The sequence below is a fragment of the Streptomyces marinisediminis genome (assembly GCF_026262575.1).
Lineage (GTDB): Bacteria > Actinomycetota > Actinomycetes > Streptomycetales > Streptomycetaceae > Streptomyces > Streptomyces marinisediminis.
On the sequence record NZ_JAPKFL010000004.1, the window covers coordinates 1 to 24,556 of the forward strand.

A 24,556-nucleotide genomic window follows, 5' to 3' on the forward strand; every position below is an offset into this window, starting at 1 on the left:
CGCGCGCCGGGGCCCGGCCGGGTCCGCTCCGGGTCACACCGTGAGCTGCTGACCGGGGAAGATCAGGTTCGGGTCGGCGCCCACGACGGACTCGTTCTGGGCGTACAGCTCCTGCCACGACATGCCGTAGGCGGCCGCGATGCCGGAGAGCGTGTCCCCCGGCCGCACGGTGTAGGTCTGCCCGCTCGGCGGCGCGGACTGCCGGGCGGCGGGGCGCTCGGGCGCCTCGGCGGCGGGCGCGGCCTGCGGTGCGGCGGGGCGCTGGCCCGGCTGGACGTCGGCGGCCGGGCCGTTCGCGGTGAGGCCGCCCTCCTCCGCGCACGCCCAGGCTCCCGGGCCCTGCATCTCCAGCAGCCGCTCGGCGGTGGCGATCTGCTGCTCCTTGGTGGCCAGGTCGGCGCGCGGCGCGTACTGGGTCCCGCCGGCGGCTTCCCAGCTCGACTGGGCGAACTGCAGCCCGCCGTAGTAGCCGTTGCCCGTGTTGATGGACCAGTTGCCGCTCGACTCGCACTCGGCGACCCGCTCCCAGGTGTCGACGGAAGCGGCCTGCGCGGCACCGGCCATCGCGACCTGCCCGCCGGTGGCCGCGCCCGCGAACCCGGCCAGGGAGGCCGCGAGCCGGACGAAGACGGACTGGCGGTTCTGCTGCTTCTCGTAGCCCTTTTCGGTGAACAGCATCGGAGTCTTCCTCACCGGACGCCTGCGGGGTGAGCTGTCGGGTTCGGGCGGTGAGACGCCCGGCCCGGCGCGGTGACCCGCTCCGGACTTCACCCCTAGCCGCTGGGCGGCACGTGCCTGGTTCCCCCGCTCCTGCCAGCGGCGCGGACGCGACGACGATCCCGACGGACCGTCGGCAGGATTCGGCGTGACGGTCCACGGACCCGCGGTAGCGGGCGATGTGACGGTAAGCACACCGCAATAATCGGATCAAACACCTTCATATCGGACACACGAGGGTGATTTGACGCGTTGAGCGCCCCATCGCCGCAGGTCCGCCCATATCGCCACCGATCACCGCAACCGGGACACGCCGTCACGCGATGTGACGATCGTCACACTCGGCGCGAACGAGTGACGCGGCGCCCCCGCGCCCCGCCAACTAGGGCTGCTCGGTGGGCAGTTCGAGCGTCTGGCCGGGGAGTATCAGGTCCGCGTCGGCGCCGACGACCTCCTCGTTGACCGCGTACAGGGCGGGCCAGCCCCCGGCGACCCGGTGCTCGGCGGCGATACCGGAGAGCGAGTCGCCCGGGACGACGCGGTGGGCGGGCGCGAGGTCGGGGTCGTCCGCGGGTGCGGAGGGGACGGGTCCCGGGGGCGCGGTCTCCGGGGGCGCCGCGTGGCGGCCGCCGCTGCGGTCGGAGCGCTCGTCCGCGCTCGGCAGGCCCTCGGCGGGGTCCGGCTCGCCGCGGTGGCGCCCACCGCCGGACCGGTCGGTCCCGGCGGGCTCCCCGGTCTCGGCGCGCTGCGAGGGGGCGGGGGAGACGGCGCCCGCGCCCGGGGACGGCTCCGGCCGCGCGGAGGCGCCGTCCGGCGCGGCGCCGGAGGGCCGCCCGGTGGGCTCCGCCCCGGCGTCCGGCCCCTCCGCGGGCGCGGAGGGGCCGGCCTCCGGGGACGTGGCCTCGGGGCGGGCCGGGTCCGTGCCCGGCCGCGTCGCGTCCGGCCGGGCCCGCTCCGCGGGCTCCCCGGCCTCCGGCGCGCCCTCCCCGGCGGGCCCGTCGGCGGGGCCACCGGTGGGCCCCGCGCCGTCCGGCTCCTCCGGGGCGTCCGGGGCGGTCGGCGCCGGGGGCGACTCGGGCAACCCGTTCGCGGCCGCCGTCAGGCCGCTGGTGACGGCGCAGGTGGGCCAGGCGTCGGAGCCCTGGCCGGCCAGGATCTCCTCGGCCACGGCGATCTGCTGGCCCCGGCTGGCCAGGTCCGGGCGGTCGGCGTGGACCGTGCCGCCGTAGCGCTTCCAGGTGTCCAGGGTGAGCTGGAAGCCGCCGTAGTAGCCGGTGCCGTCGTTGGCGCTCCACACGCCGTCGCTCTCGCACTGGGCGACGCGGTCCCACACGGTGCCGTCCACGGCGTGGGCGCCGGACGCGCCGAGCAGCGGCAGCGCCACCCCGGCACCGGTCACCCCCGCGGCGACGACGACGGCTGGGGCCTGGCGGGGTCGGCGGTGCCGACCGGTCCCGGAACGCATGCGGAGCCCTCTCCTACGACTTGCCGGCGGCCCTGCCGGGCGCGCCCAGCGGCTGAAGGTAGCGGCGAACGTCCGTGCGTCACAAGCCAGTGTCGCGTAGATCACGCGTTGGTCACGGGGTCCGCACGCTCCGTGCGGGGCCGCGGGGTGAACTCCACCGGGAGGGTGCGCAGGCCGCGCATGATGAGTCCGCCGCGCCAGCGCAGGTCGGCCGGGTCCGCGGCGAGCCGCAGGTCGGGCAGGCGCCGCAGCAGGGTCGCCAGCGCGACCTGGCCCTCCAGCCGGGCCAGCGGCGCTCCCAGACAGTAGTGGATGCCGTGCCCGTAGCCCAGGTGCTGGTTGTCCCCGCGGGCGAGGTCCAGGGTGTCCGGACGGGCGAACTTGCGCGGGTCCCGGTCGGCGGCGGCCAGCACCACCAGGACGGGGTCGCCCGGCGCGACGCGCTGCCCGCCCAGCGTCAGCGGCTCGGTGGCGAACCGCCAGGTGGCCAGCTCCACCGGCCCGTCGTAGCGCAGCAGCTCCTCCACCCCCGTCGCCAGCAGCGCGGAGTCCCCGGCGGCCAGCGCGTCCTGGAGCCGGCGGCGCTCCCCGGGGTGGCGCAGCAGGGCCAGCGTGCCGTTGCCGATGAGGTTGACGGTCGTCTCGAACCCCGCGAACAGCAGGATGAACGCCATCGCGGCGGCCTCGCTCTCGCTGAGGTGCTCCCCGTGGTCGCTGGCCCGGATCAGGCCGGAGATCAGGTCGTCCCCGAGGTCGTCGCGCTTGCGGTGGATCAGCTCGGCCAGGTACCGGCGGATCTTCTTCACCGCCCGCCCGACGCCGCCGCGCGGACCGCCGCCGTGCCGCAGCATCATGCCGGCCCAGTCGCGGAAGTCGTCCCGGTCCTCCGCGGGGACGCCCAGCAGGTCGCAGATGGCGTAGATGGGCAGCGGGAACGCGAACTCGTGGATCAGGTCCGCCTCGCCGCGCTCCGCGAAGCCGTCGATGAGGGCGTCCGTCAGCTCCTGCACGCGCGGGGCGAAGGCGGCCACCCGGCGCGGGGTGAACGCGCGGGAGACCAAGCGGCGCAGCCGGGTGTGGTCGGGCGGGTCGATGTTGAGCAGGTGGGTCATCAGCCCCGCGCTGCGCTCCCCCGGGATGCCGACCTTGCCCCTGCCGTGCGCGCGCTCGCTGTGCGCGCCGGGGTTCTTGCTCAGCCGCTGGTCGGCGAGGGCCTGCCGGGCGTCGTCGTACCGGGTCACCAGCCAGGCCGACACGCCGCTGGGCAGCTCCGCCCGGTGCACGGGCGCGTGCTCGCGCAGCCACGCGTAGGCGGGGTAGGGATCGGCGGCGAACTCCCAGGTGAAGAGTTCCGGCGGGGTGTCGCGGTCGGTCACGCCCCCGACGCTACGCGGTCCCCCGCCCGCCCCCGTCCGGCGCCCCGCGCGCCCACCGCCCGCCCGGTCGCCCGGGCGGCGGCTCGTGGGGCGGGCGGCGCGGCGGCCCGGCCCCGGTGGCCGGGGGCCGCGGGGGCGGCGGGGTCACTCGCCGCCCTTGGGGGTGCCGCCGCCGCGGGTACCCTCGCTCCAGCGCGGGCGCTCGCTCCACTCGCCGCGCCGGGAGGTCGCGGTGCCGCCGCCGTGCATGTCGTGCGGCAGGCGCCGCTTGCCGTCCTTGGGCAGCTCGTCCGGCTCCCGGAACTCCCGTTCGTGCCCGGTCTCCTCGGCCTCGCCCGGGGCCGGGGTGTGCCGGGCGGGCGGCCGGGAGATCCCGGTACTGCGCAGCCGGCGGATGCCGTAGAGCACGGCGAACGCCAGGAGGGCGGCGACGACGAGGCCCGCCGCAAAAGGTGCGATGCCGACAAGTAGGTCCCTCATGCTGTGCGGGTACCCGGCTGGGCGGCGCTTACGCGACCGGCCGGGGGGTCACCGTGCCCGTGCCCGCTCCTCGGCGGCGAGGACGGCGTCCCGGTAGGCCCGGGCCGCCGCCCGCAGCGCCGTCTCCGGGTCCACGCCCCCGGCCTCGGCGCGCACGGCCAGCGCGAGCAGCTCGTAACCGACACCGGACGCCGCGTCGGGCGCCGCGTCGGGCGCCCCTTCGGCGCGGGCCGCCTCGGCGGGCACGTCGAGCCCTGCCGTGCGGGCGCGGCCGGCGAGCTTGGCGGCGAGCGCCAGCGCGGGCTGCCCGAGCGGCACCCCCTCGGTCACCGACGTGCGCCGCTTCTCGGCGGCCTTCGTGCGCCGCCAGTGCGCCTTGACGTCCTCGGCCGTCTCGGCGCTCTCCTCGCCGAAGACGTGCGGGTGGCGGTGCACCAGCTTGGTGACGATGCCCGCCGCGACGTCGTCGACGGAGAACGGCTCCTCCTCGGCGTCCTCGGCGATCCGGGCGTGGAAGACGACCTGGAGCAGCACGTCGCCCAGCTCCTCGCGCAGCGCCTCGCGGTCCCCGGACTCGATCGCCTCGACGAGTTCGTACGCCTCCTCGATGCCGTACTTGACCAGGTCCTCGTGCGTGCGCGGGCCCGTCCACGGGCAGGCCCGCCGGATGCGGTCCATGACCTCGACCAGATCCAGCAGCCGCGCGCCGGGCAGGTCGTAGGAGCCGGGCAGCAGCTCCAGGTCCGGCATAACCTCCCGGCCGCTCCCGGCCAGGCGGGCCAGGCCGTCGGTCAGCGCCGACTCGCCGTCGGCCCCGGCGACCACCACGACCGTGCGCCCGCCCGCGCACTCCGCCAGCAGCTCGCGCGCCGCGGGCGCGGCCACCTCCACCGCCACGCCCGCTTCCCGCAGGTACGGCACCTGCGGATGGCCGGCGTCCGCGCACACCACCCGGTCGGCCGACCGCAGCGCCTGCCAGGCGGGCCAGGACAGCAGCCCCGGCGCGACCCGGTGGCTGGTGGTGAGCAGGACGACGCGGCCGGCGTCGGCGGAGTCGGGTACGGGTTCGGCTGTGGTCACCCGACGAGCCTAACCCCGGGCGGAGCGGCTCCGGCCGGGCCCGCGGCGGTCGCCGGTCAGGCCGGTTCCTGCGGGATCGTGGCGGGCTTGAGCCACGGGTCCTGCGTGCCGGTCAGCGTCACCTGCTCGGCGCTCCACGTGCCGTAGCGGGGGTTGACGTCGATGCCCAGTTCCCGCGCCGTCTCGGCGAAGACGCGTTCGACGTCCGCGCCGAGCTTCTCGGCCGTGCGCTGCGCCAGCATCTCCACGCGCAGCGCGTCGTCGATCTGCTCCGGCGCGACGGCCCGCTCGCGCAGCATGACCGCCTCCAGCATCTCCGCCCCGCGGAACCGCTCCTCCTCGGCGGCCCGGTACTCCTGCACGTCCCGGCGGCTGACGCTGACGCCCGCGTCCCGTGCGGCCTCCTCCACCACGCGCTCGACGAGCAGGTAGTTGAGCATGTACCGCTGGAGCGGACCGGTGCTCTGGATGAGCTGCTCGGCCTCCGGGTCCGCCCGCTGGGCGTCGCGCACGGCCTCGGCACGCGCCTGCACGGCCGAGACGGCGATCTGCTCGCCGTCCACCACGGCGGCCGCCCCCGGATGCGCGTCCGCGCTGCCGCACCCGGACAGCAGCGGCACGCCGAGCAGCAGCGCGGCTGCGGCGGACACGGTGAGCGCGGACCTACGGCGGTGCATGGGGGCCTCCTGCTGGGCCGAAACGACGAGGTTGCTCCTGCCCGGTGATCGTAAGGACTCCCCGCCCCCCACCACCACTGTTTCGCCACAACCGGCCCACCGGACCACGCGGACCGGCCCGGATTGGGCCGGGTGGAGCCACGCCGACGCCGGAGCGCACCGCGCACCGCGCCCGCACCGCCCCACACCGGACCGCACCGCACCACGCCGGACCGCGCCGCGCCGGGGTGCGGCCGCGTGCGAACGGGTGCGGGCCGGCCGGGTGCCGCCCGGAGGAGTGGGGCGGCCGGGCGGCGCGGGCGCCCGGGCCGGGCCCGGCCCGCGGAACACCCGCCCGCCCGCGCCGATCGCCCCGGACCGGGTGGGCGGCGGGCGTCACCCGGGTGGGGCAGGCGCACATGCGGTGTTCACCGGGCGGCCATGTGTGCCATGCATGGTGTTGCGGCGGGGCCGGGTTCGGGTTCCGCGTGTCCCCTTCCGTTCCGCCGAGATCGCAGGACCATGTCACCGAGAATCCTCGCCGCCCGTGACGCGGCCGCACCCCCCACCGCCGCCGACGGCCGGCCCTCCACCCCGCCCGGCGCGCGCGAGCACCGGTTCGACATCGACGTGCTGCGCCTGGTCGCCTCCTGCACGGTGATCCTCGGGCACGTGGCCGCCGCCTTCGTACAGGCCGTGGACGACGACCGGGCGGGTGGTCCCGGCGTCTACTGGACCGGCCACCTCTTCGAAGCGGTCAACTCCTTCGCCGTGCCCGTCTTCTTCGCCATCGCCGGCTGGGGCGTCCTGGTGGGGGCGCGGCCGCGCGACGAGGCCAAGATGTGGCAGCGCATCGCGCGCACCGGGCTCCCGCTGTTCGTGTGGACCGGGCTCTACCTGGTGTGGGCGTGGCTGCGGGACCGCAACGAGGAGCCGATGGTCCACCTGGCCGTCGACGCGCTGTTCGGCTCCGTGCGCCCCGCCTACCACCTGTGGTTCCTCTACGCCTACCTGCCCGTCGTCGCCGTGCTCGCGTTCGCCGTGCTCGTCCGCGACGGCAAGCGGCCCTGGAAGCTGGGGCTGGCGCTGCTCGGGGTGGCGGCGCTGCCCAGCCTGCTGGGCACCGTCCGCGAGGTGACGGGGTGGGCGGCGCCCACCGTCGGCTGGAGCTTCGGCACGTACTCGGTCGTCTACGCCGTGGGCGGCGCCCTGCTGCTGGCGCTCCCGGCCGACGCGCTGCGGGGGCGCCGGTGGCCGCTCGCGGTGCTGCTGCCGCTCACGATGGCCGGCTGCTTCTGGTACCACACCCAGGTGCACTACGTGATCCCCAACGCCCACCTCTTCGTCGGCGCCATGACCGTCTGCGTGGTGCTGCTGCTGAGCCGGGCGCGGGTGCCGGAGCGGTGGCGGCCGCTGCTCGGCCGGTGGGGCGGGGCGGCGATGGGCGCCTACATGGTGCACGTCCTCTTCGTCGAGGAGCTGCTGCGGCCGCTCATCTCGCCGGGCATGGGCGCGGTGGCGGCCACCGGCCTGCTGCTGGCGATGTTCGTCGTGGTCACGGCGCTGTCGTACGCGGTGAGCCTGGCCTGGGGCCGCCTCGGCCTCCGCCGCTACCTGGGCTGACCCCCGCGCCGGGCCTCCGTCCAACCCCACGGGCCCGGCCCCGGCCCGCGCCGGGCCGGGCCGGGCCGGGCCCGCGGGTCAGTGGAAGGGGAGGGCGGCGACGTTGCGGCGGGTGGTGTCCCACAGGCCGGCCTGGAGCGCGTGGACGTCGGCGACGGCCGCGTCGTGGGCGTCCAGCACCGCCACGGCCCGCTCGGTGAGGCGGGCGGCGAGGTGCTCGGCGTGCACGGAGACGCCCCACTCGGGCCGGCCGAGGTCGGCGAGGAAGTACGCCATCTTCGGGTGCGACACCAGGCTGATGATCGGCGTGCCGCAGCCGAACGGGATCATCCCCGCGTGGCCGCGCATGCCGACGACGAGCCGGGTGCGGGCGTAGACGGCGTGGATCTCGTCGTTGCCCCGGTCGTACAGCGGGACGACGGGCAGGGAGATGCCGTGCGCGCGGCGCAGGTCGTGGGCGACGCGCTCGTCCTCGGGGGCGTGGGCGACGCAGCGGACCTCGGCGTGCGCGCGCAGCGCGGTGACGGCGCGGGCCAGCTCGCCGAGGAAGTGCTCGTAGTCGTGGCCGAAGCGCAGCCCCGCGCGGTCGTAGGCGCAGTTGAGCAGGACGGTGTCCTCGCGCGTGGCCGGGTCCTGCCAGCCGGGCACCAGGTGCCGGGTGACCGTCGTCGGGCAGGGCTGGTACCGGACCCGGTCGTGCAGCTCGGCCGGGAGCAGGTCGCGGACGCGTTCGATGGATCCGTGGTTGCGCAGGCCGAAGAACGCCGACTTGGCCACCAGCAGACGCAGGCTCGCGGCGAACCGGGCGGAGCGCGCGTAGGGCTGGCCGTCGAAGGCGTTGTAGCCGACGCCGAAGACGGCCAGCGGCACCCGCAGGCGCCCGAGCACCGCGTCGGGCACGTTCCACTGCCAGGCGGTGTGGCCGTTGGGCGCGGTGTCGGGGATGAACAGGCCACCCCCGCCGACGACGAGACCGCGCCGGGCGTTCACCCGGTCGAGCGCGGCGTCGTCGAACAGCCGGTGGGCGTGCTGGGCGTGCCAGCGGGCCGGTGAGGTGTCGGGGCCGAAGCACCGGCGCACGGCCTCGGGGAGCACCTTGTCCCCCGCGTTGCCCTGCCGGTCCATGTAGAAGGCGACGTGGGCGAGCTGCTCGGCGGGGTCCTGCGGTGCGCGCGGCGCGGGCACCTCGGGCCGGGTGCGCTCGTGCAGGGTGCGGCAGGTGCGGTGCAGGGGGTCGACGCCGAGCCCGGCGGTGGCGTACCGGTGGGCGGCGGCGTCCTCGCCCCGGGTCCAGGCGAGCTGGGCCAGGCGGCCGTAGGCGTTGGCGGCGCCCTTGGGGTCGGCGGTGGCGAGCAGCAGGTGGGACTCGGCCTCGTCGTACCGGGACAGGGCCATCAGCGCCGTGCCGAGCACCTCGTGCGGCCACGGGGTGCGCACCGGGATGCGGACGCCGCCGAGTACGTCGGCCGCCGCCTGGTAGTCACCGGTGCTCAGGCAGGCGGCGGCCACCTGGCGGGCGGTGCCGGCGTCGCCGGTGCGCGCGACGACGCGGTGGCCCAGGTGCCGGACGAGGTCGGGGTGCTTGGTGCCGGGGAGCGCCAGGTACTGCTTCGCGAACGGGTCGTCGCCGAGCGCGTACCGGCGCCAGGCGGCCTCCGCCGCGGCGTGGCCGCCGTCTCCGCCGCCCGTCCACGGCGCGTGGCGGGTCGCCAGGCGCAGCACGACGGCGTCGTCGGGGACGGGCGCGTCGGCCGCGAGGTCCCGCGCGGTGACGTCGTAGCGGGCGTCGAGGCGGACGGCGTCGCTCTCCGGCACCGCGTCGGCCGGGGACTCGCCCGCCGCCAGCCGGGTGCGGAGCGCGTCGGTGAGGTGGGAGCGCTGGAGGACCATGAGTCCCTCGCCGGGCCGGACGGCGGCGAACCCGGTGCGCAGGCGCAGCAGCGGGCCGAGGTCGCCGAGCACCACGGTGTCGGGGGTGAGGACCACGACGGTGTCGTAGTCGCGCACGCCGAACAGCTCCCGCGCGCCGCGCGCCGGGCGGAACACCACGCGCGGGTGCAGGCGGCGCACCGCGCTGACGGAGGTGGGCCGCAGGTCGTCGTGGAGGACGAGGAAGTCCTCGCAGACGCCGGGGTTGGACAGGGCCAGGCTGCGCAGGAGCGCGAGCAGGCCGGGCGCGTCGTCGTCGCGGACGTACGCCGCGAAGGCCACGCGGCGCTTGCCGGTGCGCGACGGCTCGGCCGGGGCGGCCCAGGCAGGGGCGCCGGTGCTGTTGGCGTCCGTGGTGGAGGCGGTGGGCGTGCGGCCCGGGGAGTCCGTCGGAACCGGGCGGGCGCCGGGGGCGGCGGGGGCCGTCATCGCAGGGAGATCCTCGTGTCGGTGCGGTCCGTGGCGCGGGCCGCGAGCCAGTCCCGCTCGTGCGGGCGGTCGGGGAGGTCGAGGCCGACGGCGTCCAGGCGCGGGCAGACGTCCAGGAAGTCCAGCAGCCACAGCACGTGCAGCGCGGTGCCCGGCGGCGCGGGCCAGGGGCCGCCGCCCAGGGTGCGCAGCGGCCAGCGCAGCGAGGCGTCCCCGACGCGGTGCTGCGCGCCGGGCACGAGGCGTTCGCGCACGGCGCGCTTCCAGGGCTCGTCCTGCTCGCACAGGACGATCCGGGTGCCCACGGGCTCGGCCCAGCCGTCCGGGGCGGCCGGGGTGGTGACGTGGAGGTCGGTGCGGGCGCCGGGCCCGGCGCGGCCGGGGCGGAAGGCGTCGCAGCGGACGACGAGGTCGTAGCCGTCCCCCGCGAACTCCCCGGAGGAGCCCTCGGCCACGACGCACACGCTGCGGCCGGCCACCAGGGAGCGCAGGTCGCCGACGCCGACGGCGCGGGCCGCCCCGAGCGTGGGGTCGGGCACCGGGGCCTGGGCGCGCAGCCGGACGTGGTCGGCGTAGTGGGCGAACAGCGCGGCGCAGCCGGTGAGCGGGCCGCCGGTCTCCTCGCGGTGCCGGAGCAGGAAGCGGTCCATGAACTCGGTCAGGGCCGCGCCGGTCTCGGCGGCGTGGAGCGGGCGCTCGGCCATCGCGTGCAGGGCCGCCACCAGGCGGGGCGCGGCGCCGGCCCAGTCCCCGGCGGCGTCCCGGGCGAGCCCGTCCGCCCACAGCTCCGTCGCGCCGCCACCGGTGAACTCGGCCGCGCGCGGGTACCGTTCGCGCAGCTCGCGCAGGAGTTCGCCCCGGTGCGCGGCGCTCGCCCGCAGCCCGGCCGCGCGGGCGGACAGCTCCGGGACGGGCTCCGGCCGCAGCGCCAGGTAGCGTTCCCAGGCCGCGGCGGCGGTCACGTCCTCGCCGAGCGCGTCCAGCGCCCGGGCGCGCAGCCGCCAGCCGCCGCGCGAACCGCCGCGCTCGGTGAGCACGGTGTCGGCGATGGTGACCGCGAGCCGCAGGCCGTCCTCCTGCTCGCCCGCGAGCGCGGCCTCGCCCGCCGCGAGCAGGGCGTCCAGCAGCGCGGGACGCGCCGTCGACCAGCCCGGGGGCAGGGCGGCCGCCTCCGGGTGCTCGCTCAGCAGGCGGCGCAGGGCGGCGGCGCGATCCCGGCGGTGCCGGTCGCCGCTGCCCGCCAGGGCGTCGGCGTGGGCCGCGCAGCGTGCCAGGCCCTCGGCGAGCGGCACGGTGGCGGCGGGCGCCCCGGGCGCCTCGCCGCCGCGTGCGGAACGGCGGCGGCGTGCCAGCCACCCGGTTCGGACCCTCTTCATGGTGCTCCCGGATCGATCCGCCGCCCTCGGGGCGGCCCAGCGAGCACCGTAGGGAGCCGAGGTGGCGCACCGGTGAACGGGCCCCGTCCTGCGGCCGAACGGCGCCACCCCGGCACCGGCGCCGACCGGCACCCGTGCGCGCGCCGACCGGGGGCTCTCCCCCGCACACACGGCCCGGCCGCCAGGGCACCGGTCGACGCGACCCCGCCGTCCCCAGGGCCGGGCGCCGCACCCCGGCAGCGGGACACCCCCGGACGCCGGGGCCGGGCGGCCGGGCGCCGGCGTCAGCGCTTCTTCGTACGCTCCGTGCGCGCCCGGTGGGTGGCGCGCTTGACCCGCCGGGCCACGTGCAGCGCGGTGCGGCCGCCGGGGAAGCGCTCCGTGGCGGGTACCAGGCTGCCGGGCAGCTCCAGGCTGGTGAGGCGGCGGCGCTTGAAGTAGTGCTGGGTCTGGGGCCCCCAGTGCTCGGCGAGCCAGGCGTGCGCCTCGCCGCGCAGGTGCGGGTAGAGCCGCGGCTGCATGCAGTAGCCCACCGCGCGCACCAGCGCCTCGGCCTCCGCGACGCTCATCTCCGGCCCGGCGCCCCGCTCCTCCAGGTCGGGCACGGTGGCGTCGACCAGGGTGAGCGGCACCCGGTTGCTGTTCTGGTACGGCACGATGCGGTCCAGCAGCTCCCGGGTGCCGACGCGGGCGACGGGCACGTCGTAGAAGGCGGACGCGGTCAGCAGCGCGGTGGAGAAGCAGCCGACGACGAGCCGGGGGCGGTAGCGGTCGAAGAGGCACTCGGCCAGCAGCGCGGTCGTCGGCGTCAGCAGCCGCACCCCGCAGTCGGCGGCGGCCTTCTCCAGCGCGCGCGAGTAGCGGGCGGGGGCGGTGGGGTGGGCCTTGAACAGCACCGTCTGGTGGCCGGCCGCCGCCGCCGCGCGCACCATGCGCGCGTGCAGCTCCTCCTCCTCCTCGGCGGTGAGGATGCCCAGGGCGGCGAGGTACTGGCCCAGGATGACGGCGCCGGGCGCGTGCGCGCGGTCGGCGGGCAGGCCGGGGTCGGCGTCGGCGGCGTCGGTCAGCTCGTCCAGCACCGCGCGGAAGGCGTGCGTGGGCACCGTCTCGGCCGGGACGTCGTACTCGGACAGCAGCAGGGGGCGCAGGCCGGGGACGAGGTCGAGGTGCAGCAGGCGCTGGATGCGCGGTGCGGTGGCGGCGGGCAGCCGCTCGCGGGTGGGCCCGTAGCTCATCAGGCCGTCGGCGTACACGTGGACGTCGGCGTCGGCGAAGATCCCGGCCAGCGCGGCGGCGGGGTTGACGTGGACGGACTCCACCACCAGGTCCATCGGCCCGTCGGCCAGGCCCCAGGCGTCGCGCAGCATGCGCTGCCACAGCGGGCGGTCCTGCTCGCGCGGCGTCCAGTGGCTGGGGTGCAGCGGGCGGATGGTCTCGTTCCAGTCCACGACGCGGTCGAAGCGGGCCGCGACGGCGTCCCAGCCGGACATCTCGGACAGGTGGGTGGCCGTCTCCGGGACGGTGGCGTTGAGCGAGACCACCAGGATGCGGCGCGCCGCGGCGGCCGGGCCGAACTGGCCGGCGTCCAGGGCGGCGGCCAGGGTCGCCGCGCCGTAGAGGGTGGAGACCTCGAAGATCTGCGGGCGCCGGGCGTGGGAGGTCACGGGCATGGTCAGGCCGCCTTTCCGCTCTTCGTGCCGCCGCGTCCCAGCAGCCGCCTCAGGACCTTCGCGCGGGGTGCGTCGAGCACCCGGAGCACCTCGTCGAGCACGTCCGGCGGCATGCGGCGCAGGGCCGCGGCCGACTCGCGGCGCAGCGCCTTGGCGGTGGCGGGCTCGTAGCGCGCGGCACCGGCGGCGTGGAAGGCGATCATGGCGCAGTAGGTGCGCACGATCTTGGGCAGGAAGCGCTCGGCCTCGGCGTCGGCGGCGACGGCGCGCAGGATGTGGTCGTGGGCCGGGATGAAGTCGAGCTGCCGTTCGTCGCCGATCTGGGTGAGGGAGGTCGTCACGCCGCGCCGGTAGTGCACGCCGTACAGGCCGACGGTGGCGAACGTGCGGGCACGCAGGTGGAGTTGCCAGGTGAACACCCGGTCCTCCGCGGTGCGCAGGTGGGGGACGAAGCGCAGCCCGTCGTCGAAGAGGGCGCGGCGGTAGATCCCGGCCCAGACGAAGGGGTAGTCCACCATCGTCTTCATCGCCGCCGGGGCGATCGCGGTGCGCGGTGAGAGGGCCACGCCGCGGCGCGGGGCGGGGGCGCGCTGCACCACGCGGGCCCGGTCCGTGACCTGGACGTGATCGGTGCGCACGAAGTCGGCGTCCAGCCGGCGGGCGGCGGCGAGCAGCGCGTCGAGGTAGCCGGGGGCGTACCAGTCGTCGCCGTCCAGGAACGTGAGCCAGTCGCCGCGGGCGGCCTCGATGCCGGAGTTGCGGGCCTGGGAGATGCCCTGGTTCGTCTCGTGGCGGAGCACTCTGGCTCCGGGGACGCCGGGCGCGGCACGCTCCAGCAGGTCCGCGGTGGCGTCCGTGGAGCAGTCGTCCACCAGGAGGAACTCCGTGTCCGGACCCGCGTTGCGGGCGAGGCTGCGGAGGGTGTCCGGGACGAACTCCTGGACGTTGTGGCAAGGCACGATGACAGAGAGCTTGGGCACGTGGTTTCCAGACGCTGCGGGCAGGTCAGGAGACCGGTCCAGGCCACGGCCTCCGTCCCGGAGCGTAGGGCGGGCCGCTGGTCGCGGGATGCCGCGCAGGCAACGCCCGGGTGAACGTCACGCGTCGTGTGACTGAAGCCGATATCACGCCGGGGCGCGCGGCCGGGCCCGGCCCGCCTCAGCCGTGCCCGGTGAGGCGGTGGCGGCAGAACGCCTCGTCCTGGAGGAGCTGGGTGACCACCGGGTCGTGCGGCCCGAGTTCGGCGGCGTACTCGCGGACCAGGCGCGTCACCTCCGGCAGGGCTCGGGCGTACTCCCCCGCCTCCAGCAACGTCGCGGCGTACTGCTTGCGCAGCGTGCGCACGACGGGCGAGCCCTCGCCGTGCTCGGCGGCCGCGGCGGGCAGCGCGTGGCCGAGCACCTCGGCGACCCGCGCGTACCGCCCGGCCGCCAGCAGGCGCCGGACCTCCTCCAGGGTGGCGGCCAGGCCGGTGGCCGGGGGCGGGCCGAAGCCGGGCGGCGCGGGCGCGGGGCGCGGCGGCCAGGGGGCCATGGGCTCCAGGAACGGCCGGGTCGGGTCCAGGGGCAGCGCGGGGCCGCGGGGCCCGCCGGCCCGGGGCAGCAGCGGGGCCAGCTCGTCGTAGACCTCGTGCGCGTCGGCGGGGCGCGCGGCGGGGTCCCGGTGCAGGAGCCGGTGCACGAGGTGGGCCAGGCGCTCGGGGACCTCCGGGCGCAGCTCGCGCACCGGCGGGGGCTCCTCGTGCAGCTTCTTGTAGAGCAGGCCGGAGGCCTCGGGCGCCTCGAAGGGCGCCTGGCCGGTGAGGAGTTCGTAGAGCATGCCGCCGAGCGCGTACAGGTCGGCGGCCGGGCCGACGGCGGCGCTGCCGGTCGCCTGCTCGGGGGCCATGTAGACCGGCGTGCCGATGAGCGCGCCGGTGCGGGTCAGGCGGGTGGCCTCGCCCGCGGTGCCGACGGCGGCGATGCCCAGGTCGAGGATGACGGCGCGGCCCTCGGGGCGCACGATGACGTTGCCGGGTTTGAGGTCCCGGTGCACGATGCCGACGGCGTGCACCGCGACCAGCGCGGAGCACAGTTGGGCGGCGACCGCGACCGCCCAGGGGACGGGGTAGGGGTCGTGCTCGGCGAGGTGGTCGGCCAGGTCGCTGCCGTCCAGGCGCTGCATGACGAGGAACAGCTCGTCGCCCTCCCGGCCCGCGTCGAAGACGGTGACCAGGTTGGGGTGGTCGAGCTGCGCCGTCACCCGGCACTCGCGCTCGAACCGCTCGCGCAGCTCCTCCGGCCCGGCGCTGCCCGACAGGGAGGCCAGGTGACCGGAGTGCATGAGCTTCACGGCCACCGAGCGGCCGCCCAGGCCCCGGTCGTGGCCGCCCCAGACCTGGCCCATCGCCCCTTTGCCCAGGGGCTCGGTCAGTTCGTAGCGGTCCGCTATGACGCGCCCGGTCACCGGCCGCCGTCCCGCTTGCGCAGGAGCTCGTCCAGCTCGTCCAGCTCGGAGGCGACCTGCCGCATGCGGCCGTGCCGCCCCGACGGCGCCGCGCCCGGGTGCGGGGCGGCACCGGGGTGCGCGCCGCCGGGCGGGGGCGGCGCCGGGTTTCCGGGGCGCGGGACGGCGCCGGGGTACGGGGCCGGACCCGGGCCGGCGGCGGGCCCGGGCGCGGGGTGGGGCGCGTGAGCCGGGTGGGGCGCGGGGTGGGCGTAGAGCGTCGGCTCGTGGTGGGCGGGCGGGGCCGGACGGAGCGGCGGGGCGGTGTGCGGGCCGGGCGGAACGGGTCGCGGATAGCCGTAGCCGGTGGGCTCGGGGGCGGCGGCCGGGGGCGGGTACCCGTAGCCGTAGGACGCCGGCGAAACCGGGTGAGCGGGGTGAGCGAGGTGGCCGGGGTGGGCGGGATGGCCGGGGCGCGCGAAGCGGTCCGCCAGGATGGCGTGCGTCGTGGCGACGACGATCAGGCCGAGCAGGAAGAACCCGAGGAGGTCGCTGATGGTCGACTCCCCGGAGGGGTCCTCGGGCGTGCGGGCCAGGCCCACGATCTCCACGACGCTGCCGAGGGCGAACAGCGCGAACACCGCCCAGTCCAGCGGGCGTCGGCGAAGGACGGCGAAGCGCAGCGAGGGCACCCAGGCGAGCAGGCCGAGCGACCACACCGGGAACGACGCGAACAGCAGCCGGACCGTCATCGCCTTCGCGCCGGGACCCGCGCGGTAGGGCGGTGGCGGCGGTGGCGTCGGATGTGCGCCCGCCCCGTACATCTGCAAGCTCCCGTCCCTCGCCTGGCGTCATCGTAGGAGGCGAGGGTATCCGCGGGGCGGGCGGACCGGGGGCCGGGTCCGGGAATCGGCCGGGCGGCGCGGCCGTCAGCGCGGGTCGAGGCTGCCGTCGGTCAGGCCGTCGTAGAGCCCTTGCACCAGGCGTTCGCCCAGCTCACCGGCGAGCCGCAGCGCGGCCTCGAACTCCGCCAGGCGCCGGAAGTGCGCGCCGTAGCGGCGCTGCCCGGCCAGGTCGAGGCGGGGCAGGCGCAGGCGGCGCACGTCGAGCCGGGAGGCGCTGGACGCGTAGCTGCTGGCCTGCCGGGTGTTGGCGGTCGAGCGCAGGAACCCGGCGAGGAACCACGGGTCCAGCGCGGCCGGTTCGGGGCGGAGCAGGTACAGCGGCTTGGCCAGCGTCTCCCCCGCTCCGGCGGCGTCCACGACGTAGGCGGCGCCCCGGCCCTGCACGGGGATGACGACGTCGCCCTCGCGGGTCACGGCCGGTTCGCCCTCGGCGCCGCCGGCCCGGACCTGGAGGGCGCCCGCGCGCGCCAGTTCGCCGACGGTGGTCACCGTCCAGCGCGGCGTGTGGTCGTCCTCGGCCGGGGCGGGGGCCGGGGTGAGGTCGAGGCTGCGGCGCAGGGTGCGGGTGAGGTCGGCGCGGGTCCCGGCCAGCTCCGCGACGCCCCCGGCGCCGGGCGCGGGGGGCAGGTGGCGGGCGGGGGCGAGGTCGACGTCGTCGTCCAGCAGGTCGATGACGGGCCGGGTGCCGCACAGGCCGGGTTCCTCGGGCACCGCGGCGCCGCCGGCGAACGCGTGCCAGGCGGTGAGCACGGTGGCGCGCAGCGCGTCCCAGGGCAGCGGCTCGCGCCCGTCGGCCTGGTACCGGGTGCTGGTGTCCAGCAGGAGCAGCCGGGGGTCCGGGGCGGCGGCGCCGTCCGGCTTGCGCAGCACCCACAGGTGCAGCGGCAGGCTGTGCGGCGGGGCCGCCCCGGCGGGCAGCGCGACGACGGCGCGCAGCGCGCCCCGGCGCAGCAGCGCGGCGCGGACGCGGCGGCCGGTGCGGCGCGAGGCGGCGGCCGGCGGCATCAGCAGCACGGCGACGCCGCCGGGCCGCAGCCGGGCCAGGGCGTGCTGCACCCAGGCCAGTTCGGACTCGGTGCGGGCGGGCAGGCCGTACTCCCAGCGGGCGTCGTAGGCCAGTTCGTCGTGGCCCCAGTGGCGCTCGTTGAACGGCGGGTGGCACAGCACGGCGTCGGCGGCCGGCTGCCCGGTGGGCGGGGTGCGCAGCGCGTCCTCGGTGCGCACGTGCACGGCGGCGGGCCGGGGGGTGCCGCACAGGGTCAGGCGCAGCGCGGTCAGCCGGGCGAGCACGGCGTCGGTCTCCTGGCCGTGCAGACCGGGGCCGCGCCGGGTGGTGGCGGCGCGCTGGACGGCGGCGAGGAGTTCCCCGGAGCCGCAGGCCGGGTCCAGGACGGTGTCGGGGCGGCCGGTGGCGGCGGCGAGCGCGGCCATCAGGTCGGCGGCCGGGGCCGGGGTGAGGGTGTGGGCGCGCGGGTTGGCGTCGAAGTAGCGGCCCAGCAGGAAGGCGAACGCCGCCCCCGGGCCGCCCAGCTCGCCCGCCAGGTGGTCCAGCGGGGTGGGCTCCGCGGGGTCGGGCCCGGCCAGCAGGGCTTCCCCGGCGCGGACCAGGGCGGCGGCCGGGCCGTCGGGGTCGGTCTCGATCCGCTGCCACACCCGCTCGCGCAGGGGCACCTCGGCGAGCTTGCCGTGCGCGCGCAGCCACTCCTCGACTTCGCGCAGGGCGAAGGCGGGGCTGGCCTCGGTGCCGCCGACGGGCTGCGGGAAGTGCGCGTAGCGGCGGCGCCAGTTGCTGACGGCGGCCCGGCCGACGCCGGCGAGCCGGGCGATCCCGGCCGCCGTCACCTCCGGTACTTCGGGCGTGCTCTGCGACACGTCAGGGCCTTCCTGCAAGTCGTCGTGGCGGTGTGTCGAGCATACCCGCGCTTTTGTCGTGTGTACCGGTTCACTTGGTGAACCGTCTGGCTTGCGTGAACCGTGTTGACTCGATTCACAAACTCTGCTGTGATTGACCCATCGGTTCACCGCGAGCCGCGTTGACGTCCCTCTCCGGCACGTCATGCCTTCCGTCACAGCTCCAACGAGGGGTCCTGCCATGTCCGTGAACACCACCCGCACTCGCACGCTCGTCGCCGCCGTGGCCACCGCCGTCCTCGCGGTCGGGGGACTGTCCGCGTGCGGTGGCGTGGACGAGCCGTCGAAGGAGAGCGGCAGCAGCCAGGAGTCGACGGACGACGGCGGCTCGGAGACCGAGGCGGACGGCGGCTCCGAGGGCGGCTCCGAGGAGGGCCCGTACGCGGCCGGCGACACCGCCGCCTACGAGAGCGGGCTGAAGGTCACCGTCTCCGAGGCGAGCGCCTACGAGCCCGACGAGTTCTCCATCGGGCACACCGAGGGGAACGAGGCCTACCAGCTCACCGTCACGCTGGAGAACACCGGCGAGGAGAACGTCTCCACCGACCTGCTGACGGTCTCCGCGCGGGCCGGCGAGGAGGGCACGACGGCCGAGGAGATCTACGACGACACGATGGGCACCGGCTTCACCGGCGAGCTGCTGCCCGGCAAGAAGGCCACCGCGAAGTTCGCGTTCGACGCCCCGGCGAGCGCGGAGGTGCTGGACGTGGAGGTCGAGCTGCTGGACCTCTCGACGGCCCCGGCCCAGTGGAGCCTGACGCTCTGAGCGCGCACCACGACGCGCACTAGCACGCGCCCCGCGCACCACGGTGGGCCCGCCGGGACGATCCCCGTCCCGGCGGGCCCACCGGCCGTTCCCGCCCGCGTCCCGGACGGTCACCGCCCGGGGCTCAGGACCCCAGGACCGTGGTGAGGAACTCGCCCGTCCAGGCGAGCAGGTCGCGGCCCACGACCGGCTTGCCGCCGATGCCGCCGGCCTTCGGGCGCGGCACGAGGACCTGGCCGGCGGACGCCTTCACCACCGAGCCGGGGTAGACCCGCTTCAGCCGCAGCTCCTGGGACTCGCGCAGCTCCACCGGGGAGAACCGCACCTTGGTGCCCTGGAGGGTGACGTCGGTGACACCGCACGCCCGGGCCAGCAGCCGCAGCCCGGCGACCAGCAGCAGGTTCTCCACCGGCTCCGGCAGCGGGCCGTAGCGGTCGGCCAGCTCCTCGCGGACGGCCGCGATGTCCTCCTCGGAGTTCACCGAGGCGATCGACCGGTAGGCCTGGAGCCGCAGCCGCTCGCCGGGCGCGTAGTCGTGCGGCACGTGCGCGTCGACCGGGAGCTCGATCTTGACCTCCAGCGGCGCGGCCTCCTCCTCGCGGCCCTCGAGGCCCGCCCGGAAGTCCGCGACCGCCTCGCCGACCATCCGCACGTACAGGTCGAAGCCGACGCCGGCGATGTGGCCGGACTGCTCGCCGCCCAGCAGGTTGCCCGCGCCGCGGATCTCCAGGTCCTTCATCGCCACGTACATGCCCGCGCCCATCTCGGTGTGCTGGGCGATCGTGGCCAGCCGCTCGTGCGCCGTCTCCGTGAGCGGCTTCTCCGGCGGGTACAGGAAGTAGGCGTACCCGCGCTCGCGGCCCCGGCCCACCCGGCCGCGCAACTGGTGGAGCTGGGAGAGGCCGAAGGTGTCGCCGCGCTCGACGATGAGGGTGTTGGCGTTGGAGATGTCGATGCCGGACTCCACGATCGTCGTCGAGACCAGCACGTCGAACCGCTTCTCCCAGAAGTCGACCACCACCTTCTCCAGCGCGGCCTCCGTCATCTGCCCGTGCGCGGTGGCGATCCGCGCCTCCGGCACCGCCTGGCGCAGCCGCGCCGCCGCCCGGTCGATCGACTCCACCCGGTTGTGGATGTAGAACACCTGGCCCTCGCGCAGCAGCTCGCGCCGGACGGCCGCGCCGATCTGCCGCTCCTCGTAGGGGCCGACGAACGTCAGCACCGGGTGCCGCTCCTCCGGCGGCGTGGTGATCGTCGACATCTCCCGGATGCCGGTCACCGCCATCTCCAGCGTGCGCGGGATGGGCGTGGCCGACATGGTCAGCACGTCCACGTTGGCCCGCAGCTTCTTGAGCTGCTCCTTGTGCTCGACGCCGAACCGCTGCTCCTCGTCGACGACGACCAGGCCCAGGTCCTTGAACTTCGTCTCGGAGGAGAACAGGCGGTGGGTGCCGATGACGACGTCCACCGAGCCGTCGCGCAGCCCGTCCAGTACCGCGCGCGCCTCGGTGTCCGACTGGAACCGCGACAGCGCCCGCACCGTGACCGGGAACTGGCCGTAACGCTCGCTGAACGTGCCGAAGTGCTGCTGCACCAGCAGGGTGGTCGGCACCAGCACGGCGACCTGCTTGCCGTCCTGCACCGCCTTGAACGCCGCCCGCACGGCGATCTCCGTCTTGCCGTAGCCGACGTCGCCGCAGATCAGCCGGTCCATCGGCACGGCCTTCTCCATGTCCTCCTTGACCTCGCCGATCGTGGTGAGCTGATCGGGGGTCTCGGCGTACGGGAAGGCATCCTCCAGCTCACGCTGCCACGGGGTGTCCGCGCCGAAGGCGTGCCCGGGGGCGGCCATGCGCGCCGAGTACAGCTTGATCAGGTCGGCGGCGATCTCCTTGACCGCCTTCTTCGCCCGCGCCTTGGTCTTCGTCCAGTCCGCGCCGCCCAGCCGGTGCAGCGAGGGCGCCTCGCCGCCGACGTACTTGGTGATCTGCTCGAGCTGGTCCGTCGGCACGAACAGCCGGTCCCCCGGCTGGCCGCGCTTGGCGGGCGCGTACTCCACCACCAGGTACTCGCGGGTGGCGCCCTGCACCGTGCGCTGCACCATCTCCACGTAGCGGCCCACGCCGTGCTGCTCGTGCACGATGTAGTCGCCCGGGTCGAGGGTGAGCGGGTCGATCGTCTTGCGGCGCCGCACGGGCATGCGCGCCGCCTCCCGGCCCGCCGCCTTCTGGCCGGTCAGGTCCGTCTCGGTGAGCACGGCCAGCCGCAGCTCCGGGGCGAGGAAGCCGTGCTCCAGCGCGCCGCAGGAGACCTGGACGACCGACTCCGCCAGCGTCGTCAGCTCCTCGTCCAGCCGCGCCGCGACGCCCTCCCCGCCCAGCACCTCGACCGTGCGCTGCGCCGGCCCGTGGCCCTCGGTGAGGTAGACGCACCGCCAGCCGTCGGCCAGCCGCCCCTTGGTGTCGGCCAGCGCCCGCGCGGTGTCGCCCCGGTAGGACTCGGCCGCCCGCAGCCCGAGGCGCACCACGTCGTCGCCGTCGCCCTCGCCCTCGTCGTCGGCCGTCAGCTCCGCGTCGGCGGTGAACGGGCTCACCGACCACCACGGCAGCGACAGCTCCCGGGCGCGCTCCCGCACGTCCGCCAGGGACCACAGGGACGCGGCGCCCAGGTCCACCGGGGCCTCGCCGCCGCCCGCGCTCGCCGCCCACGAGGCCTGGAGGAACTCCTGGCTGGTGGCCACCAGGTCGGCGGCGCGGGCGCGCACGCGCTCCGGGTCGCACACGAGCGCCATGGCCCCGGCCGGGAGCACGTCGAGCAGCAGCTCCATCTCGTCCACCAGCACCGGCGCCAGCGCCTCCATGCCCTCCACGGCGATGCCCTCGGCCACCTTCCCGAGCAGCTCGCCCAGCTCCGGGTGCTCCTCGGCCAGCCGTGCCGCGCGCGAGCGGACCTCCCGCGTCAGCAGCAGCTCCCGGCACGGCGGCGCCCACAGCCCGTGCTCGGCGACCTCCAGCGAGCGCTGGTCGGCCACCTTGAAGTACCGGATCTCCTCGACGTCGTCGCCCCAGAACTCCACGCGCAGCGGGTGTTCCTCGGTGGGCGGGAAGACGTCCAGGATGCCGCCGCGCACCGCGAACTCCCCGCGCTTCTCCACCAGCTCCACGCGCGCGTACGCGGCGGCCGCCAGGCCGTCCACCACCGTGTCCAGGTCCGCCGTCTCCCCCGTGCGCAGGCTGACCGGCGTCAGCTCGCCCAACCCCTTGACCTGCGGCTGGAGCACCGAGCGGACGGGCGCCACCACGACGGAGACCGGCCCGGCGGCCGGGTCGTCGGCGCTGGGGTGGACCAGTCGGCGCAGCACGGCCAGGCGGCGGCCGACGGTGTCGCTGCGCGGGGAGAGGCGCTCGTGCGGCAGCGTCTCCCACGCCGGGAACTCCGCGACGCCCTCGGGCGGCAGCAGCGAACGCAGGGCCGCCGCCAGGTCCTCGGCCTCGCGGCCCGTCGCCGTCACCGCGAGCACCGGGCGCCGCGCGTCACGCGCCAGCGCGGCCACCGCCAGCGGGCGCGCGGCGGCGGGACCCACCAGGTCCACGTGCGGGCGGCGCCCGGCCCGGGCGGCCTCCACCGCCTCGTGCAGACCCGCGTCGCGGGTCACGGCGTCAAGCAGACCAGGCAGGCTCATGACCGCATCACTTTCGTCCCACAACATCATCAACCGGACAGCGCGAAGGCCCGGCACGCGCCGCGAGCCGGGCCTTCCACCCTACGCGCCCACGCGCTCCCGCCGACGGCCTCCCGTCGCGCACGGGCGGGCCCGGCGTGCGCCGGCAGCCGCCGCGGGCGCCCTTCCGGCGGTTGTGCCGCGGGGTCTGCGGCACGCGCGGGCGGGCGGTGCGGAAGGCCGGGCCCGACCCGTGGCCGGGCCGACCAGCGCGGCGCCGGGAAGGACGGTCGCGATCACCGCCCGCGGGGTCGCGGTCCGCCTCCGCGCGGCCCGGGGCCGCCAGGGCGCGTCGCGGCGTCGGGCGCGGGAGAACGGAAAAGGCCCCGGCCGACGCACGACCGGAGCCTTCGCGGGCAGCTCCCCCGCCAGGACTCGAACCTGGAATGATGGGACCAAAACCCATAGTGTTGCCAATTACACCACAGGGGACCGCTTTTGCCGCACTTCGGGCATTCGGCCCCGCAGCCCGCAGTGCTGCCCCCCACTATGCCGTACCACCCGCCTCCGACGCGACGAGGCCGCCGGCGACACCGCCGACGCCCCCCACGGCGACGCCGGTCAGGGGCACGGCGGGGGTGCCGGCGCCGGGCCCGCGCGAGGGGCCGGTTCCCTACCCCGCCCACGGCCGGGAAAACCAGTGGCAGCGGGTCTTAGGGTGGGCGGTATGACCGAGTCGGGGGTTGGGGCGTCGCCCAGGCGGCGGGCGGGACCGCTGTGGTGGGAGCGCCCGCGCGGAGCCGTGCTGGACGTGGCGCTGGGCGCGGCGTCGGCCGTGGAGTGCGCGCTGGAGGGCGTGCCGTTCGCCCGGGAGTCCGGCGTCCCGGTGGAGCTGGCCTTGCTGCTCGGGGTGGTGGCGGGCGGCTCGCTGGTGCTGCGCCGCCGCTTCCCCGTCGCCGTCGTCCTGGTGGCCATCGCGGTGCTGCCCGCGCAGATGGGCGCCCTGCTGGCCACCGTGGGCCTGTACACGCTGGCGGCCACGGACGTGCCCCGGCGGATCATCGCCCTGCTCGCCGGGCTCCAGGTGACCGGCGGGTTCGTCGTCATGTACGTGCGCATGCAGCCCGGCGGTGTGGAGGACGTCGGCGGGCCCCCCTGGTTCCCGCTCCTCGTCGCCTCCCTGCTGGCGGTGGTGACGGTGCTGCCGCCGGTGCTGCTCGGCCTGTACGTGGGTGCCCGCCGGCGGCTGGTGGACGCCCTGCGGGAGCGGGCGGACGGCCTGGAGCGCGAGCTGTCGCTGCTGGCGGAGCGCGCGGAGGAGCGCGCGGAGTGGGCGCGCAACGAGGAGCGCACGCGGATCGCGCGCGAGATGCACGACGTGGTGGCGCACCGGGTGTCGCTGATGGTGGTGCACGCGGCGGCGCTGCAGGCGGTGGCGCTGAAGGACCCGGCCAAGGCGTCGCGGAACGCGGCGCTGGTGGGCGACATGGGGCGGCAGGCCCTGTCGGAGCTGCGCGCGATGCTGGGCGTGCTGCGCGCCCACGAGGAGGACGGCGCCCGGGCGGCCGGGGAGCGCCCGCTGGAGCGGGTGGCGGCGTCGGCGGCGGCCGCCGCGGCGGCCGCCGAGCGCGACACCGAGCGGCCCGAGGACGGCGACGGGCCGCGGCTGTGCGAGCTGGAGCAGTTGGTGGGGCAGTCGCGGGCCGCGGGGATGGCGGTGGAGCTGTCGGTCGAGGGCGAGGTCCGCGCCTACGCCGCGGCCGTGGAGCGGACGGCGTTCCGGGTGGTGCAGGAGGCGCTGACCAACGTGCACAAGCACGCGGGCGGCGCGCGGACCCGGGTGCGGCTGGCCCACCGCGGCGCCGAGGTGGCGGTGCTGGTGGAGAACGCCGCTCCGGCCGACGGAGTGGCCGACGCCGGGCTGCCCAGCGGCGGCAACGGGCTGCTGGGCATGAAGGAGCGGGTGACGGCGCTCGGCGGCGGCTTCGTCTCGGGCCCGACCCCGGCGGGCGGCTTCCGCGTCTCGGCGGTCATCCCGGACCGCTCGTAGCCGACGCGCCCGGCGTGCCCGACCCGCCCGGTGCGCCG

The 24,556-nt window shown here is 76.7% G+C and carries 17 protein-coding genes, 1 tRNA gene and 1 riboswitch; of the genes, 3 read left to right on the forward strand and 15 right to left on the reverse strand.

Annotated elements, in window-relative coordinates:
• Positions 1 to 33: 33 nt before the first annotated feature.
• The 6 genes from OSB71_RS04265 to OSB71_RS04295 form a co-directional block, all read right to left on the reverse strand.
• Positions 34 to 678 (reverse strand): LysM peptidoglycan-binding domain-containing protein, encoded by a 645-nt coding sequence (locus OSB71_RS04265; RefSeq protein WP_265944350.1) that lies wholly within the window; start codon positions 676 to 678, stop codon positions 34 to 36.
• 5 nt (positions 679 to 683) lie between these two features.
• Positions 684 to 843: riboswitch (cyclic di-AMP (ydaO/yuaA leader) on the reverse strand.
• 256 nt (positions 844 to 1,099) lie between these two features.
• The gene (locus tag OSB71_RS24455; protein WP_323055249.1) at positions 1,100 to 2,182 is read right to left on the reverse strand and encodes a transglycosylase family protein; all 1,083 of its coding nucleotides are present in this window, start codon (positions 2,180 to 2,182) and stop codon (positions 1,100 to 1,102) included.
• A 101-nt stretch (positions 2,183 to 2,283) separates the two neighbouring features.
• Positions 2,284 to 3,558, reverse strand: coding sequence for a cytochrome P450 family protein (locus tag OSB71_RS04280; protein WP_265944352.1), 1,275 nt, complete (start codon positions 3,556 to 3,558; stop codon positions 2,284 to 2,286).
• A 144-nt stretch (positions 3,559 to 3,702) separates the two neighbouring features.
• Positions 3,703 to 4,038 (reverse strand): DUF6479 family protein, encoded by a 336-nt coding sequence (locus OSB71_RS04285; protein WP_265944354.1) that lies wholly within the window; start codon positions 4,036 to 4,038, stop codon positions 3,703 to 3,705.
• Positions 4,039 to 4,086: 48 nt separating this feature from the next.
• The gene (locus OSB71_RS04290; protein WP_265944356.1) at positions 4,087 to 5,118 is read right to left on the reverse strand and encodes a nucleoside triphosphate pyrophosphohydrolase; all 1,032 of its coding nucleotides are present in this window, start codon (positions 5,116 to 5,118) and stop codon (positions 4,087 to 4,089) included.
• Positions 5,119 to 5,174: 56 nt separating this feature from the next.
• Positions 5,175 to 5,795: a SurA N-terminal domain-containing protein gene (locus OSB71_RS04295; RefSeq protein ID WP_265944358.1), complete on the reverse strand. Its 621-nt coding sequence runs from the start codon at positions 5,793 to 5,795 to the stop codon at positions 5,175 to 5,177.
• 501 nt (positions 5,796 to 6,296) lie between these two features.
• Between OSB71_RS04295 and OSB71_RS04300 the strand changes: the two genes are divergently transcribed.
• Positions 6,297 to 7,397, forward strand: a complete 1,101-nt coding sequence (locus tag OSB71_RS04300) for an acyltransferase (protein ID WP_265944360.1) — start codon at positions 6,297 to 6,299, stop codon at positions 7,395 to 7,397.
• Between the two features lie 78 nt (positions 7,398 to 7,475).
• Here the strand turns inward: OSB71_RS04300 and OSB71_RS04305 are convergent, their stop codons facing one another.
• The 7 genes from OSB71_RS04305 to OSB71_RS04335 form a co-directional block, all read right to left on the reverse strand.
• A complete protein-coding gene (locus OSB71_RS04305) occupies positions 7,476 to 9,755 on the reverse strand; it encodes a polysaccharide pyruvyl transferase family protein (RefSeq protein WP_265944361.1) in 2,280 nt (759 codons plus the stop codon).
• Positions 9,752 to 11,131: a hypothetical protein gene (locus OSB71_RS04310; protein ID WP_265944362.1), complete on the reverse strand. Its 1,380-nt coding sequence runs from the start codon at positions 11,129 to 11,131 to the stop codon at positions 9,752 to 9,754. Before OSB71_RS04310 ends, OSB71_RS04305 begins: the two co-directional genes overlap by 4 nt.
• Positions 11,132 to 11,415: 284 nt before the next feature.
• A complete protein-coding gene (locus OSB71_RS04315) occupies positions 11,416 to 12,801 on the reverse strand; it encodes a polysialyltransferase family glycosyltransferase (RefSeq protein WP_265944364.1) in 1,386 nt (461 codons plus the stop codon).
• A gap of 2 nt (positions 12,802 to 12,803) precedes the next feature.
• Positions 12,804 to 13,781 (reverse strand): glycosyltransferase family 2 protein, encoded by a 978-nt coding sequence (locus tag OSB71_RS04320; protein WP_265944366.1) that lies wholly within the window; start codon positions 13,779 to 13,781, stop codon positions 12,804 to 12,806.
• A 178-nt stretch (positions 13,782 to 13,959) separates the two neighbouring features.
• Entirely contained in the window at positions 13,960 to 15,246 is a 1,287-nt protein-coding gene (locus OSB71_RS04325) for a serine/threonine-protein kinase (RefSeq protein WP_265944368.1), read from the reverse strand.
• Complete coding sequence (locus OSB71_RS04330; protein WP_265944370.1) at positions 15,243 to 16,055, reverse strand: hypothetical protein; 813 nt, start codon at positions 16,053 to 16,055, stop codon at positions 15,243 to 15,245. The genes OSB71_RS04325 and OSB71_RS04330 overlap by 4 nt, the downstream gene beginning before the upstream one ends.
• A gap of 99 nt (positions 16,056 to 16,154) precedes the next feature.
• Positions 16,155 to 17,972, reverse strand: a complete 1,818-nt coding sequence (locus tag OSB71_RS04335) for an N-6 DNA methylase (RefSeq protein WP_265944770.1) — start codon at positions 17,970 to 17,972, stop codon at positions 16,155 to 16,157.
• 250 nt (positions 17,973 to 18,222) lie between these two features.
• Here OSB71_RS04335 and OSB71_RS04340 point away from each other — a divergent pair, with 250 nt between their 5' ends.
• The gene (locus tag OSB71_RS04340) at positions 18,223 to 18,807 is read left to right on the forward strand and encodes a DUF4352 domain-containing protein (RefSeq protein ID WP_265944372.1); all 585 of its coding nucleotides are present in this window, start codon (positions 18,223 to 18,225) and stop codon (positions 18,805 to 18,807) included.
• Positions 18,808 to 18,931: 124 nt separating this feature from the next.
• Here OSB71_RS04340 and mfd read toward each other — a convergent pair whose 3' ends face one another.
• Both mfd and OSB71_RS04350 read right to left on the reverse strand, forming a co-directional pair.
• Entirely contained in the window at positions 18,932 to 22,489 is a 3,558-nt protein-coding gene (gene mfd, locus OSB71_RS04345; RefSeq protein WP_265944374.1) for a transcription-repair coupling factor, read from the reverse strand.
• Positions 22,490 to 22,888: 399 nt separating this feature from the next.
• Positions 22,889 to 22,960, reverse strand: a tRNA-Gln gene (locus OSB71_RS04350).
• 235 nt (positions 22,961 to 23,195) lie between these two features.
• Here OSB71_RS04350 and OSB71_RS04355 point away from each other — a divergent pair.
• Complete coding sequence (locus OSB71_RS04355) at positions 23,196 to 24,518, forward strand: sensor histidine kinase (protein ID WP_265944376.1); 1,323 nt, start codon at positions 23,196 to 23,198, stop codon at positions 24,516 to 24,518.
• The last annotated feature ends 38 nt before the right edge of the window (positions 24,519 to 24,556 follow it).

What these genes read in the sequence shown, in the direction of transcription:
- OSB71_RS04265 (WP_265944350.1), bottom strand. Translation starts at nt 678, where the DNA reads ATGCTGTTCACCGAAAAGGGCTACGAGAAGCAGCAGAACCGCCAGTCC.
- OSB71_RS24455 (WP_323055249.1), bottom strand. Translation starts at nt 2,182, where the DNA reads ATGCGTTCCGGGACCGGTCGGCACCGCCGACCCCGCCAGGCCCCAGCC.
- OSB71_RS04285 (WP_265944354.1), bottom strand. Translation starts at nt 4,038, where the DNA reads ATGAGGGACCTACTTGTCGGCATCGCACCTTTTGCGGCGGGCCTCGTC.
- OSB71_RS04295 (WP_265944358.1), bottom strand. Translation starts at nt 5,795, where the DNA reads ATGCACCGCCGTAGGTCCGCGCTCACCGTGTCCGCCGCAGCCGCGCTG.
- OSB71_RS04300 (WP_265944360.1), top strand. Translation starts at nt 6,297, where the DNA reads ATGTCACCGAGAATCCTCGCCGCCCGTGACGCGGCCGCACCCCCCACC.
- OSB71_RS04305 (WP_265944361.1), bottom strand. Translation starts at nt 9,755, where the DNA reads ATGACGGCCCCCGCCGCCCCCGGCGCCCGCCCGGTTCCGACGGACTCC.
- OSB71_RS04310 (WP_265944362.1), bottom strand. Translation starts at nt 11,131, where the DNA reads ATGAAGAGGGTCCGAACCGGGTGGCTGGCACGCCGCCGCCGTTCCGCA.
- OSB71_RS04315 (WP_265944364.1), bottom strand. Translation starts at nt 12,801, where the DNA reads ATGCCCGTGACCTCCCACGCCCGGCGCCCGCAGATCTTCGAGGTCTCC.
- OSB71_RS04340 (WP_265944372.1), top strand. Translation starts at nt 18,223, where the DNA reads ATGTCCGTGAACACCACCCGCACTCGCACGCTCGTCGCCGCCGTGGCC.
- mfd (WP_265944374.1), bottom strand. Translation starts at nt 22,489, where the DNA reads ATGAGCCTGCCTGGTCTGCTTGACGCCGTGACCCGCGACGCGGGTCTG.
- OSB71_RS04355 (WP_265944376.1), top strand. Translation starts at nt 23,196, where the DNA reads ATGACCGAGTCGGGGGTTGGGGCGTCGCCCAGGCGGCGGGCGGGACCG.